This is a genomic window from Burkholderia sp. 9120 (assembly GCF_000745015.1).
Classification (GTDB): Bacteria; Pseudomonadota; Gammaproteobacteria; order Burkholderiales; family Burkholderiaceae; genus Paraburkholderia.
The window spans coordinates 5,356,385-5,370,263 of record NZ_JQNA01000002.1 but is presented as its reverse complement, the minus strand read 5'-3'; the positions used below and the strand labels follow the sequence as shown (position 1 = coordinate 5,370,263).

The 13,879-nt window shown below is 62.3% G+C and carries 12 protein-coding genes; 7 read left to right on the top strand and 5 right to left on the bottom strand.

Going from position 1 to position 13,879, the window contains the following annotated elements; all coding sequences use genetic code 11:
* The first annotated feature begins 215 nt into the window (after positions 1-215).
* From FA94_RS32060 to FA94_RS32040, 5 genes are all read left to right on the top strand, one after another.
* A complete protein-coding gene (locus FA94_RS32060; protein WP_035559188.1) occupies positions 216-668 on the top strand; it encodes an HU family DNA-binding protein in 453 nt (150 codons plus the stop codon).
* Positions 669-1,054: 386 nt separating this feature from the next.
* Positions 1,055-2,464 (top strand): circularly permuted type 2 ATP-grasp protein, encoded by a 1,410-nt coding sequence (locus FA94_RS32055; protein WP_035559187.1) that lies wholly within the window; start codon positions 1,055-1,057, stop codon positions 2,462-2,464.
* 214 nt (positions 2,465-2,678) lie between these two features.
* A complete protein-coding gene (locus FA94_RS32050; RefSeq protein ID WP_035559186.1) occupies positions 2,679-3,629 on the top strand; it encodes an alpha-E domain-containing protein in 951 nt (316 codons plus the stop codon).
* Between the two features lie 12 nt (positions 3,630-3,641).
* A complete protein-coding gene (locus tag FA94_RS32045; RefSeq protein ID WP_035559184.1) occupies positions 3,642-4,442 on the top strand; it encodes a transglutaminase family protein in 801 nt (266 codons plus the stop codon).
* A 188-nt stretch (positions 4,443-4,630) separates the two neighbouring features.
* Positions 4,631-5,503, top strand: a complete 873-nt coding sequence (locus tag FA94_RS32040) for a proteasome-type protease (protein WP_035559182.1) — start codon at positions 4,631-4,633, stop codon at positions 5,501-5,503.
* A 226-nt stretch (positions 5,504-5,729) separates the two neighbouring features.
* Here the strand turns inward: FA94_RS32040 and FA94_RS32035 are convergent, their stop codons facing one another.
* Complete coding sequence (locus FA94_RS32035) at positions 5,730-6,905, bottom strand: porin (protein ID WP_035559179.1); 1,176 nt, start codon at positions 6,903-6,905, stop codon at positions 5,730-5,732.
* A 409-nt stretch (positions 6,906-7,314) separates the two neighbouring features.
* The gene (locus tag FA94_RS32030; protein WP_035559178.1) at positions 7,315-8,679 is read right to left on the bottom strand and encodes a YihY/virulence factor BrkB family protein; all 1,365 of its coding nucleotides are present in this window, start codon (positions 8,677-8,679) and stop codon (positions 7,315-7,317) included.
* Positions 8,680-8,887: 208 nt separating this feature from the next.
* Here FA94_RS32030 and FA94_RS32025 point away from each other — a divergent pair, with 208 nt between their 5' ends.
* Positions 8,888-9,427 carry a YbaK/EbsC family protein gene (locus FA94_RS32025; protein WP_035559176.1) on the top strand — a complete coding sequence of 180 codons (540 nt, stop codon included), beginning with the start codon at positions 8,888-8,890 and terminating at the stop codon, positions 9,425-9,427.
* A 223-nt stretch (positions 9,428-9,650) separates the two neighbouring features.
* Positions 9,651-11,210 (top strand): methyl-accepting chemotaxis protein, encoded by a 1,560-nt coding sequence (locus tag FA94_RS32020; protein WP_035559170.1) that lies wholly within the window; start codon positions 9,651-9,653, stop codon positions 11,208-11,210.
* A gap of 37 nt (positions 11,211-11,247) precedes the next feature.
* On the opposite strand, the gene FA94_RS32015 is transcribed toward FA94_RS32020, so the two are convergent.
* The 3 genes from FA94_RS32015 to FA94_RS32005 all read right to left on the bottom strand — a co-directional run bounded on the left by FA94_RS32015 (position 11,248) and on the right by FA94_RS32005 (position 13,603).
* The gene (locus FA94_RS32015) at positions 11,248-11,694 is read right to left on the bottom strand and encodes a response regulator (RefSeq protein ID WP_035559167.1); all 447 of its coding nucleotides are present in this window, start codon (positions 11,692-11,694) and stop codon (positions 11,248-11,250) included.
* 331 nt (positions 11,695-12,025) lie between these two features.
* Positions 12,026-12,616, bottom strand: a complete 591-nt coding sequence (locus FA94_RS32010; protein ID WP_035559165.1) for a BPSL1445 family SYLF domain-containing lipoprotein — start codon at positions 12,614-12,616, stop codon at positions 12,026-12,028.
* A 225-nt stretch (positions 12,617-12,841) separates the two neighbouring features.
* A complete protein-coding gene (locus tag FA94_RS32005; RefSeq protein WP_035559163.1) occupies positions 12,842-13,603 on the bottom strand; it encodes a 3-oxoacyl-ACP reductase in 762 nt (253 codons plus the stop codon).
* Positions 13,604-13,879: the final 276 nt, after the last annotated feature.

Here is a 13,879-nt window from a genome sequence, read left to right as displayed (position 1 = left end):
GTTACGAGTTGGTGTTGTCGACCCCGCCGACGCACGTTTACCCGCTAAAACAAGCATCAAAACGTGTTTCGCAGTCTGCGCCGCGCAACAAACCTTGGGCGTTATACACAAAAGAGTCGCGCAAATCGTATTAGCGCTTGTAGAATCCGGCGTTGAAGCGTGCACATACCGTGTGCGCTTCGTGCTATTCACTGACCACAACAGGTAGGAGAAACATGCCGACTTCCGCAAAAAAGGTGGCCAAGAAGGCTGCTGCCCCGGTACCCGCCAAGAAGGTTGCTGCAAAGAAAGTTCCTGCGAAGAAAGCCGTCGCAGCTAAGAAGGTCGCCGTGAAGGCGTCCAGCGCTCCGTCGCCGATCAAGGACACCTTCACGAAGGCCTCGCTGGCTGCACACGTCGCTGAACGCGCCGCTGTGGAACCGAAGACTGCCAAGGCTGTTCTGGCCGCGCTCGAAGACACGATCCTCGGCGCAGTGCACAAGAAGGGCGCTGGTGAATTCACGCTGTCGGGTCTTCTGAAGATCGTCGTGCAAGCTGTGCCGGCGAAGAAGAAGCGCTTCGGCAAAGACCCGTTCTCGGGCGAAGAGCGCTGGTTCCCGGCCAAGCCGGCTAGCGTGCGCATCAAGGCACGTCCGCTGAAGAAGCTGAAAGACGCTGCTGCAGGCTGAGCGTGTTTCATGCGTTGGCGAGTTGAGCCTTCGGTGGCTTACCCAAACGGGTTTAACAATCGCTAACGCTTGAGCCGTTCCGCAGTGCAAGTTGTCCGAATCCCCGTGGGTGCGAACCCACGGGGATTTTTTCATGGGCGTCCGTTACGGTTCGCCAATCGCGCCGGCCACGCACCGCGTTGCTGCGGGTGCACCGTACTAGCGCATCATGGGCCACCGCAGTACGATGGCAGCGACGCCATGCCGGCCGGGATGCGCTGTTAGCGTGCACGTGTCGTCGTTTCGCACGCAAAAAGCTCAATGGCATAGCGCTTGCTTGATCGATTGTCGAACACCGAATGCGCAGCGCATTCGCCTTCTATCCGACAACAAGAGCGGGGCGTGACATGCGATGCTATGACGAGATGCGTCATCATGACGATGCCGTGCGGCCACACTACGCGCGCTTTGAGCGGTGGCTGGTGAAGCAGGGCAACGAGGCGATCGCACGCAAGCGTGCGGAAGCCGACCTGCTGTTTCGCCGGGTCGGCATCACCTTTGCGGTGAACGGCGACCTGTCCGGCACCGAGCGGCTGATCCCTTTCGACCTGATTCCGCGCATCATTCCGCGCGGCGAATGGCAAACGCTTGAGGCCGGTTTGCGCCAGCGCGTGCAGGCGCTCAATCTGTTTATCCACGACGTCTATCACGATCGCAACATCGTGCGTGCCGGCATCGTGCCGGCCGAGCAGGTCTATACCAACGCGCAATATCGTCCCGAGATGCAGGGCGTGAATGTGCCGCTCGGTGTTTACGCGCATATCGCCGGGGTCGACGTGGTGCGCGCGGGCGACGAGGGCGAGTTCTACGTGCTCGAAGATAATCTGCGCGTGCCGTCGGGCGTCTCCTACATGCTCGAAAACCGCAAGATGATGATGCGGCTGTTCCCCGAGCTGTTCGTGCAGAACCGCATTGCGCCGGTCGCGCATTACCCGGATCTGTTGCTCGATACATTGCGCTCGGTGGCGCCGGAAGGCGTCGACGATCCGGTCGTGGTGGTGCTCACGCCGGGCATGTACAACTCGGCGTATTTCGAGCACACCTTCCTCGCGCAGCAAATGGGCGTGGAACTGGTGGAAGGCAAAGACCTCTTCGTCGACGACAACTACGTGTTCATGCGCACCACGCAGGGGCCGAAACGCGTCGACGTGATCTATCGCCGTGTGGACGACGACTTTCTCGATCCGCTCGCGTTCCGCAACGATTCGGCGCTGGGCGTGCCGGGTTTGCTTACCGCGTACCGCGCGGGCCGCGTCGCGCTCGCGAATGCGATGGGCACCGGCATCGCCGACGACAAATCGATCTATCCGTACGTGCCGGAAATGATCGAGTTTTATCTCGGCGAAAAACCGATTCTCAACAACGTCCCCACGTTTCAGTGCCGCAAGCCCGACGATCTCGCCTACACGCTCGCGCATCTGTCCGAGCTGGTGGTTAAAGAAGTGCACGGCGCGGGCGGCTACGGGATGCTGGTGGGACCGGCGTCGACGAAGGCCGAAATCGAGTCGTTCCGCGAGCGGCTGATCGCGCGGCCGGCGGGTTATATCGCGCAGCCCACGCTTGCGCTGTCCGCGTGTCCGACCTTTGTCGAAGCCGGCATCGCGCCGCGCCATATCGACTTGCGGCCGTTCGTGCTGTCCGGCAAAACTGTCAACATGGTGGCCGGCGGCCTCACGCGGGTCGCGTTGCAGGAGGGCTCGCTCGTCGTCAATTCGTCGCAGGGAGGCGGCACCAAAGATACGTGGATGGTCGACTGACGCGGTTGTCGACACGCTTGCCGAGGTGGCGCATGCGATTCACGCATGCGCGCAGCCAGCGAATCATGATTCGCCAGGCAGGCAAGCGCGATTGCAACCCAGCGCGCCGGGCAGCACGCAACAGGCAGCATGCTCGCCATCGGCGCATACGGATAACCAGCGCGGGCCTTTTACTTCGACGCAGGCCTCGCGTCATCAGATACGGAACGCCGTCATGCTAAGCCGCACCGCCGATCACCTTTTCTGGATGGCCCGCTACATGGAGCGCGCGGAGAACACCGCCCGCATGCTCGACATCAACCTGAAAGCGCTGCTTCTGCCGCAGACGACCGAACAGGAGGCGCGCACGCAACGTTCGGTGCTGCGCATTTCCGAACTCGAGACCGCGTTCGCGCAGCGCTACGACGAGCCGACCCGCGAACACGTGCTCGATTTCATGGTGGCGGATGCCAACAATCCGTCGAGTATTCACTCGTGTCTGCAGGCCGCGCGCGAAAACGCCCGTGCCGTGCGCGGCACGTTGACAACCGAATGGTGGGAAACCATCAACGACACGTGGCTCGAATTCAACGAGCGCATTGCGTCGGGGCAGGCGGCCAGTAATCCGGGCGCGCTGTTCGAGTGGGTGAAGTTTCGCTCGCACCTGTCGCGCGGCGTGACAATCGGCACCGCGTTGCAGGACGACGCGTTTTTCTTCACGCAACTCGGCACGTTTCTCGAACGGGCCGACAACACCGCGCGGATTCTCGACGTGCGTTTCGCGGACGTCGAACCGAATTCACGCGACGCCGCGCGCCAGCTCGAAGACTTCTATTACTGGACCTCGATTCTGAGTTCGGTGTCGGCGCTGGAGATCTATCGCAAGGTCTATCGCGACGTCGTCACACCGGCGCGCGTGGTCGAGCTGATGATCCTGAACCAGCAGATGCCGAGGTCGCTGCTCGCGTCGCTCGAAGGCGTCTGCGCGAATCTGGCGATGCTGCGCACCTCGGGCTCGAACCAGTGCGAACGGTTCGCCGGCAAGCTGCGCGCCGAACTGGTGTACTCCGACATCCGGCAGATTTTCGAAGCCGGCCTGCACGCCTATCTGACGCAGTTCCTTGCTCGCGTGTTCGAGCTCGGCAATCTGGTTGCGCGTACCTATCTGATGCTGCCAGTCGCCTGACGGAGTTTTCCCATGTACCTGACGATCCGCCACGACACGTCCTATCGCTACGAAGCGACGGTCCATTATTCGATCCAGCAATTGCGTCTGACGCCGGCAAGCGGTGCGTCGCAGGTGGTGCGGCGCTGGAGCATCGACGCGCCGGGCAAGCTCGACGCGACCTTCGACGCCTACGGCAACGTGCTGCATACGCTGGTCATCAACAAACCGCACAACGAGATCCGTCTGCATGTGGCGGGTGAAGTCGACACGATTCCGCTGGTCGACGGACGGTTACCCGACGGCGTGGGGCCGATTCCGCTCGAACATTTCACCTGCTCGACGCGCTTGACCGAAGCAGACGCGGCGATCCGCGAACTGGCCAACACGGTGCCGGCGCTGGCTAGCGCGGCCAACGTGATCGAACTGTCCGAACAGATCGTGCAGCGCGTGAAATACAACCCGGGCGTGACCGAAGTCACCAGCACGGCCGCGCAGGCGCTCGCGCTCGGTAACGGCGTGTGCCAGGACCATGCGCATCTGATGCTGGCGTGCTGCCGGGCGCGTGGCATTCCGGCGCGCTATGTGAGCGGCTACATCGAACCCGGCGACGTCGAGCACGGGGCGAGCCATGCGTGGGTCGATGTGTGGCTCGACGGCAAGGGCTGGATTTCCGTCGACGTCACGCACGCGGCGTTTGCCAGCGAAATTTACTGCCGGCTCGCGGTTGCGCGCGATTACGAAGCCGCCGCGCCGGTGCGTGGACGCCGGATCGGCGGGCTGGAGGAGCAGTTGAAGGTGTCGGTGACGGTGAGTGGGCAGTTGGCGCAATAGGGCGCTCAGGGGCCGCTGAGGGGCTCTGTGAGCGAACCTCTTGAGCGGCCCGCCGCTGCCTTCAGCGAGCGCCGGCCCACCTATCCATTCAGTTTGAACCCGCCGAAGCCGTAATACGGACGAGAGGCGCATGCGCGCCGCATTACAATAGCGCCGTTCAGTTGGCTTTTTAGCAGGTACCTTTCCCTATGACTTACTGTGTAGCGATGTCCGTCGACGACGGGCTCGTGTTCCTGTCGGACACGCGCACCAATGCGGGCGTCGATCACATCAGCACCGCGCGCAAGATGTCGGTGTTCGAGCAAGCCGGCGAGCGCATGCTCGTGCTGCTGGGCGCGGGCAATCTGTCGCTCACGCAGGCGGTGCTGCACGAGCTGTCCGAGCCGGTCGATCCCACGCTGCCCACGCTCTGGAATGCGCCGACCATGGCCGACGCCGCCCGCGTGATCGGCCGCGCGGTGCGCAGTGTGCATCAGCGCGAAGCCGAGGCGTTGCAGGAATTCGGCGTCGACTTCAATTGCAGCTTTATTCTGGGCGGGCAGATTGCCGGCAACCGGCCGCGCCTGTTCATGATCTACGCGGCGGGCAATTTCATCGAAGCGTCGGCGGTGAATCCGTATTTCCAGATTGGCGAGGCCAAATACGGCAAGCCGATCATCGACCGCGTGCTGACACCGTCCACACCGCTCGACGAAGCGGCCAAGTGCGCGCTGATCTCGATGGATTCGACGCTGCGCTCGAACCTGTCGGTCGGGCTGCCGCTCGATCTGCTGGTGTATGAGAAAGATTCGCTGCACGTCACGCGCTTTGTCTCGATCGACCACGACAATACGTACTTCGAGATGATTCACCGTACCTGGGGCGAGCGCTTGCGTCAGGTATTCGGCGAGATTCCCGATCCGGACTGGCAGGATTCGCCGAACGTGCCGCTGTTGCAGCGCGAGCGTGCGCTGGTGCTGCATCGCGCGCCGGTCGGCGCCGACGGCGTCGAGCATGAACTCGACGCGAAACCCGCGCAGACGTTGGCGCAGGCGGAAAAGGGCAAGTCACAGCGGCGGTAGATCCGCGGCGCGTCAAGATCAAGGTCCAGGCGCGCGCAACACTGCAACGCGATCCATATCAAGGAAGGTCGTCACGAAGCGCGATAAGCGCTGACTGACGGCCTTTTTCTTTTGCCGCGGCAGCTCGCGTAAGTGCAAAACCTCGGGACGAAAAAAAACCAGCCACCGGCTTGCGCCCGTGGCTGGTTTTGAACTGCGTGGTGCTTCAGCAGTCCGTCAAGTTCAATTAGAACTTGTGGCGGATACCCAGGCTGACGATAGCCTGGTTGATGCTGCTCGACTGGAAGCCATAATCGGCGACCGATGCCGTTGCCGACACGAGCGCGCCTGCCGAACCATTGGCGTTGACGCTGCGTTCGTTGCCGTTCACGTGCTGATACGCGCCGACCAGGTAGACGTCCGTGCGCTTCGACAGGTTATAGTCGCCGCCCAGCGAGATCTGGTGGTACGTTGCCGTCGCTTCGCCGTTGCTGTGCGTGTACGTGTAACCAAGGCCCAGCAAAGCTGCCGGCGTCACTTGATAGTTCACGAAACCTGCACCGACGTTGTACTTCTGCGTCGAACCGAAGCCCGATGCTGCGTCCGGCTTGTACTGAACATTGCTGTAACGCAGGCCGGTCGTGATCGGACCGACTACGTATTGCGCTGCCAACGAAGCGATGCCGATCGACTTGGCCGTCGAGTAAGCTGCGTTTTCCAGGCCGCCGTCGAACGTGCCGTCCGACGTGCCGCCCCAGCCCTTGCGCAGGACAGCCGACGAAGCGTTGTCCATGCGGAAGTAGCCGGCTGCAACGCTGAACGGACCCGTTGCGTACGTTGCTGCGCCTGCCCACGATTGACCCGAGCCCGTTTGACCTGCAACGCCGCCCAGCGCGTACATGCCTTCGAACTGGAAGCCGCCCCATACCGGCGACGTGTACTTCACTGCGTTGTTCGTGCGCGAGCTGTTGTCGTTGTTGTCGACGTCGCCTGCGGTCGTGAACGTGCTGCCCCAGTAGTTGTCAGCCGTCAGCGGCTGAACCAGGTCGACCAGCGGGTCGTATTGGCGGCCGATCGTGACCGTGCCCCATGCGTCGCCCGTCAGGCCGACGTAAGCTTGACGGCCAAACAGCGACGACGTGCCGTTGTAGTTGCCCATCTTGCCGTTATTCGGGTTGAAGCCGCTTTCCAACTGGAAGATCGCCTTCAGGCCACCGCCCAGGTCTTCCGTGCCCTTCATGCCCCAACGGTTGCCTTGAAGGTTGCCTGCAGCCATGTTGTACAGGCTATGGCCGCCAACATTGGACACGTATTGGATCGAGTCATCCAGCACGCCGTACAGGGTAACGCTGCTTTGAGCATGTGCCACGCCGGTGGCGCCGAGGAGCGCCAGCGAGAGGGTAGACAGTGCGATTCGTTTCATCCATTTCTCCACGCAGATGATTAGTTTCGTTGTTGCGAAACGCAGAATAGCGCAGGCGCTCTACCCACAAGAACTGGAAAAAAAAGACTGTCTCCAAAAACTGACAAAACACGCAAAGCCTTGTATTTAAAGCCTGTTAACGATTATTTCTATTTTTGCAATATTTATTCATCGAGCAAGCATTATTGTTGTTTTGTAGACAGTGAGTGCCTCGGTACTAGCACTTTTGGTACTTGTTTGGAGGGTATTTGTAAGTTAGTCGTCTAGTTGTCCCGAGCGCTTTGTAGCGGTCGTATAAAAACGAAATATGCGCCCTTGACCGGACGCTAGACAGACCTTGTGGGGTGTGAGCAGGAGCAACTCGAAGGACCAACTGAGTGCAACCTTCGCGGTTGCACTCCCTTGCGGTTTACGGGGTGCGCGTGGGGTCGTCGGCGTTGTCGGTGTTGTCGTTTCGGCGCGCCATGGTGGCGGCCGCGAGTCCCGCAACAGCAGCGAATAACACCGAGGTCCACGGGTGCCGTCTGACATATCGGTCGGCCGCTACGGCTGTGCGGCTTGCCTCGATGAGCGTGACGGCGGCAATGCGCGTGGCCTGCGCTTCGGCCTGTACCACGGTGCGTCCCATCTTGAGCGCGGCTGCGCGTGCGGAAGCCCTGGTGCGCGGCTTCACCCGGAATACCGACGCGGAAGTGGACGTCGATGCCGGTGTTGCACCGGGCAACGATCCGGCAGCGCTTGCCGTTGCCGCGCGCGCAGCGTTTCCAGCCACGGCGTTATCGGTTACGGGTTCATCCATGTGCGGCACCGCATTCGCGGAAACGGTCGACGCCGCCAGCACCGAAGCCAGTTTCGCGCGGCTGCCCGGCGGCATGTTGTCCTGCATGCCCCAGCCGCCGCGCGGATCGTGCATGCGCCCGCGCGCCGCCGAGAATTCCGCGCCGAGCAGCAGCACGGCCGCCGAAAAGTACAGCCACATCAGCAGCACGGCGAGCGAGCCGGCCGCGCCGAACGAACTGGCCATGCCGGCGTGTGCGATGTAGAGCGCGAAGAGCTTCTTGCCCGCCGAAAACAACACAGCCGCGACGATTCCGCCGACCAACGCATCGCGCCAGCGCACCTTGTCGTCCGGCAAGAACTTGAGCAGGCCGGCGAACGCGAACGCGAGCACCAGCAGACCGACGGCGAGTTGCATCAGGTTGCCGATCACCACATACGGCGAATTGCCCCACAACCACTTGCCGATGAACGTGATGACCGTATCGAGCACCAGCGAGACGATCAGCAGAAACGCGACGCCGAGCACCAGCCCGAACGAGATCAGGCGTACCCGCACCATCGCGATCACGCTCGACGAACGGGGTCCGCTGTAGGGCCACACTATATTGAGTGCGCTATTGAGCGAAGAGAAGGTGGCCGACGCGCCGATCGCCAGCATGGTGAACGAAATGATTGCCGCGACGCCGCCGGCGCTGCCGCTGTGATGCGCGTTCTCGACGATGGTCTGCACGCCCGCGGCGGCCTGGTCGCCGAGCAGGCCGTGAATATGATTGAACAGTTCGCCGCGCGCGGCTTCGGCGCCGAAGAACCAGCCCGCCACCGCGATCACCATGACCAGCGTGGGCGCGAGCGAAAACGCCGCATAGAACGCGATGCTGGCGGCCATGGCCGCGCAGCGGTCGTCGGAAAACTGTTTGAACGCGCCGATGGCCCAGTTCGCCTGCTTGCGGGCCACGTGTTGAAGGTTCTCGGCGGAGAGCGTGTCGATGTCCATGATCGTGTTTCTCAATGGGGTTCCGGCGCCGCGACGGGCGGTTGCGAGAGCCGTTGAGGTCGCCTCGACGCGGGGTTCGCCTCGAAGTCTTTCGCAAACCTTGTGCCTGTCACTATAACAAGCGCGGCAGGCGTGCGCCGCCGCTGCGATGCACCGGAAACGCACCCTTGGTTAGAATGCCGGGGCACCCTCACTCACGTAGATCACTATGCACTCGCACGAACTCGACCCGCGGCTCGACGTCATTTCCTCCGCGCAATTAAGCGCACATTTGCCCGCGCACGTCGTCGAGCAGTTGCCCGCTGAAGGGGTGACGGTTTTCGCTGTCAGCGACGACGCGTCGGACACCGCCGCATTCAGCGCCCGCTACGGCTTTGGCCTCGAAGACTGCGCGAACACGATCGTGGTCCGCTATAAGAAAGACGGCGGCGAGCATTACGCGGCGCTGGTCTCGCTCGGGTCGCTGCGGCTCGATATCAACGGCGCGGTGAAGGCCGCGCTCGGCGCGCAACGGCTTTCGTTCGCCAAACGCGAGGCCGCGGTCGAGCACAGCGGCATGGAATTCGGCGGCATCACAGCGTTCGGCTTGCCTGACGATTGGCGCGTGCTGGTCGACGCCGAGGTGATGGCGCGCTCGCAGATCGTCATGGGGGCGGGCGTACGAGCCGCCAAGCTGCTGCTGGCGCCGGACGTCTTACGGCAATGGCCGCGTTGCGAAGTGGCCGCGCTCACGCTGCCGGCGGAGTGACGCCTCGCAGATCGTTGCGCGCGCAATCAAAATGGACGATGCCGCGCCGGCGGGCGAATCGCGCCTTTATTTCTCAGTGGAACGCCGTCGCCTGAAGGCGACGACCAGCGCGTCCGTCAACCCAGCCTGAAGTTTTCCCCCGTTCCGCCGTTAATCCAGAGAGTGACATGCACCGCCGGGGCGTCCGCCTCGCGCGGCGATCATAAGGACAAGGGACACGGAGATGGAACGGTTTCGCCTGAAAGTGCGGCTTTGGCTTGCGCTAGCGGTAATGTGCATGGGCATTCTGGCGATTGGCCTATGGGGTGCTTTCAAAACGCGCGACACGATGATCGCCGACCGCCAGGCTGAATTGAAGAGCGTGGTCAGCGTTGCGTACAGCGTGCTCGACCGCTATAACGGCCTCGTCGCGGCCGGCACGATGCCGCTCGCCGACGCGCAACGCACGGCGATGGCCGACCTGCGCGCCATGCGCTACGACGGCGCCGGCGGCTACCTCGTGATCGAAGACGCGCACGCCCGGGTCCTGATGCACGGCGTGCGTGCCGACCTCGAAGGCAAGGACATGAGCGGCTTCACCGATCCGCAGGGGCGTCACGTGTTCAAGGACGGTTCGGATCTCGCCGAACGCGACGGCGAAGGATTCATCCATCTGGAGTTTCTCAAGCCGGGCTCCAATCAGATGGCGCCAAAAATCAACTACGTGCGGCTCTATAAACCGTGGGACTGGACGATCGTGACCGGTGTTTTCACCGACGATATCGACGCCGCGTTTTATTCGACGCTGCTGCAATACGTGGGCGCCGCGCTGATTTTGTGTCTGCTGGTGTCCGTGGTGATCGGTGTGATCCTGCGTAGCATCTTGCGGCAACTCGGCGGCGAACCCGCGTACGCGGCGCAGATTGCCGCGCGAATCGCCGACGGCGAACTCGATCTTGTGGTGGACACGAAACCCGGCGACGAAACCAGCCTGCTCGCCGCGATGCAGCGCATGCAGCATCGTCTCGCGCACGCGATCACGCAGATTCGCAGCGGCGCGACGCTGATTTCGTCGGTGTCGCACGAGATCGCGGCGGGCAACGCCGATCTGTCGCGTCGTACCGAACAGCAGGCTAGCGCGCTGGGCGAAACGGCGTCGAGCATGGAACAGATCACCGCGACCGTCAAACAGAATGCCGACAACGCGAAGCAGGCCAGCCAGCTCGCGCACAACGCGTCCGAGACGGCGGCGCGCGGCGGCGAAGTGGTCGGTCAGGTGGTCGAGACGATGCGCGGGATTTCGCAGTCGTCGCATCGGATCGGCGACATCATCGGTGTGATCGAGGGGATCGCGTTTCAGACTAATATTCTGGCGTTGAACGCCGCGGTCGAGGCAGCGCGCGCCGGCGAAGAAGGCCGCGGTTTTGCGGTGGTGGCCGGCGAAGTGCGGACCCTCGCGCAGCGCAGCGCGGCGGCCGCCAAGGAGATCAAGGCGTTGATCGAGGAGTCCGCGGCACAGATCGCCGGCGGCTCGCAATATGTGGGACGTGCCGGCGAAACCATGCAGGAAGTGGTGCATGCGGTGCGCCGCGTGACCGACATCATGGGCGAGATCAGCGCGGCGTCGGTCGAGCAAAGCTCGGGCATCGAGCAGGTCAACATCGCGGTGGCGAGCATGGATCAGACGACCCAGCAGAACGCCGCGCTGGTCGAGGAAGCGAGCGCTTCCGCCGAGGTGTTGAAAACGCAGACGGGCCAACTGGCCGAAGCGATCGCGGTGTTCTCGTTGCCGCCAGTGCGTTGAGCGGGGTGCCAGGGGCGCGTTTGTGACGAACGCGCCTTTACGCGCGAACGAAATATTCTTCGAGGATGTCCGCCACGCGCCATAGCGAGCAGGGCCGCCGGCAGTGGCCGTCGAAACCGGCTTCTTTCAGCGGCCCGATCGGATCGAGCGGCCAGATGTTGCTCATGGCCAGCATGAGGATGTCGGCATTCGCGGGTTCGGCGCGCAAGGTGCGGGTGAATCCGTAATCCGAAACCGAGTCGAGCCGGGTGTCCAGCAGAATGGCGTGCGGTCGCCACCACTTCAGAAACGACTGCAGTTTGTGCAGATCGACGACGTAGATTGCGTCGTAGCCCTTGAGCGAAAGCAGTAGCACCAGCGACTCGCCGATCGCCTTGTCGCGATGTCCGATCAGAACGCGGCGCGATACTTTCACGGCCGCTGCGTGCCGGCGTTTCCAGATCGCGAACTCGGTTTCATCATCGAGCGAAACACGTCTTGTCACAGTGGACTCCGGAAGACGGCGGCCGAACGTCTAATGTAGTAAAAAAGAAAAGACTCCGGGAGAATTTACCTTCGATCAATGGTTGCATGACGCTTATTACTTGACGAGACGCAAATAAAAACGCGACGCACGTCAAATGCGTTTCGCTATGACTCGGGGAATTCGTCTGTTGAGTGAGCGGAGTGCTCGGGGAATGGGGCAAAGCATTCGCGCCGCGCGCAAGGGTTAACGCGGGCTTACTGCGGTTTTTGTGCGGTTTTGGCGCGCGGCCTGAGCGAGCCGAGGAGCGGCCACGCAACCGCCCGGCGATTGCGTGGCACGATGGTCAAACTCAGATCATCAAGCGCGAAACTTTGGTGCCTTCCAGCGACACGCCCGCCATCAGACCACCATTCGTCAACACGAAAGCTTCGACAGGGTTCGTGGCGGTCGACGTATCGACCGCACCGTTCGCGCCGACTTTCAGCACGGCGACGGTTGCGTCCGCACCGGCTGCCCAACCCTGGCTGCCGAGGAATTTGTCGAGCGCGTCTTGCGTCATGAACAGAAACACGAGCGCCTTGGACTGCGCGCCGATCTGCAAACCGAACGAACCCGCGACGGTGCTGTAGTAGCCCGTCGTGCGGCCGCCCACGCGCAGTGCGCCTTCGCCATACTGGCCGCCGACCCAGAAGCCCGCTGAAATCACCGACGGGAACACCAGCACGCCACGTGCTTTGCCCACCAGTTCACGTGAACCGGCGACGTTGGCAAACAGCCGCGACATTGTCGAGTCGATGCCTGCGTTGATCGTGTCGCGCTTGCCCGCGTTCGCGGACGGCGACGCGCTCGAGGACGGCGACGTCGTCGTACAGCCGGCGAGGCTGAGGCCGGCGGTGGCGAGAGCGGCGCTGCCGGTGAGGATGAATTGTCGTCTGCGCATGATGGTTTCCTTTGCGTTATTGAAATTGTGTTTGCTTATGTGCTGTCGTTGTTGCCGCCCTGCGAGAGAGCGGTCGTGCCGTGACGTCAACCCTAGCCTACGTCGCTTGCTAACCAGCATTTCGCGTGCCTGACCTCGGCGCATGAATGGGCTTTGCGTGTTGAGCGGCTGGAATGGTCGGGTCGAGCTGTCGTGCTCTTGTGTTCCGTGGCGCGCGGCGTTTGTCTAGCCTTTCACGAGGCCACCGTCGACGATCAGATTCTGGCCGGTCACGGCGCGTGACCACGGCGACAGGAAGAACAACACGGCGTCGGCGAATTCTTCCGGCGTGGTGACGCGCCGGACCGGCGTTGAATTCGCAATCAGGTCGAAGACGAATTCCGGCGTGGCCGCGCTGGCATCTGTCGTGCGCAGCAGGCCGCCCGATACCATGTTCACCGTAATGCCGTCGGGGCCGAGATCGTGAGCGGCCGTGCGCGTCAGCGACAGCAGCGCGGCTTTGGCCGCCGTGTAGTCGTGATAGGGGACCACCGGGTTCTGAAACAGATTGGTGCCCACGTTGACGATGCGTCCGAAGCCTCGCGAACGCATGCCCGCTACTGCCGCCTGAATCGTATTGAGCGCCCCCTTGAGCGAGCCGTCGAGTTGCTGCTGCAAGCGTGCCCAGTCGATGGAGTCGATAGTCGGGCGCGCGTCGCCGTCGAAGCGGAAGTCGGCGAGTGCGTTGTTCACCACCGATACGATAGGCTGCCCGGTCTGCGCCTGCGCCATGTCGAAGAGGCGCGCGACCGCTGCCTTATCGGTGATGTCGGCCTGCAGCGGCAACACGTGGTCGCCGAGTTCTTCCTTCAATGCGAGCGCCAACGTTTCGCTCTTGTGGTAATTCACGACCACGCTCGCGCCTTCGCGTACCAGCGCGCGCGTGATCGCCGCACCGAGTCCGCGGGCGCCGCCCGTTACCAGTACCCATTGTTCGGATAGAAGCATCTGTTTCCCTGTTGTCGATGAAGTGGCGATGTTCCTATTGTCGCCTGATTCAGAGCCGATGCCGAGTTTCAATGCCGCGATGAAGGTGCGGGAGTGCGGAGCCCGGCTGGTTTGTTGTGTCTGTGTGACTACTCTCACAGTGGCTGCGGCGGGTGCTCTTTTATCTCCGGACTAACACTTAGGTAATTCGCTGATCTGATTCATCTGATGAAGTAAAAATAATAGTTAGGACTGTATAGATAAAAGGCGAAAATTTCCGACGCTTCTTTAAAAACG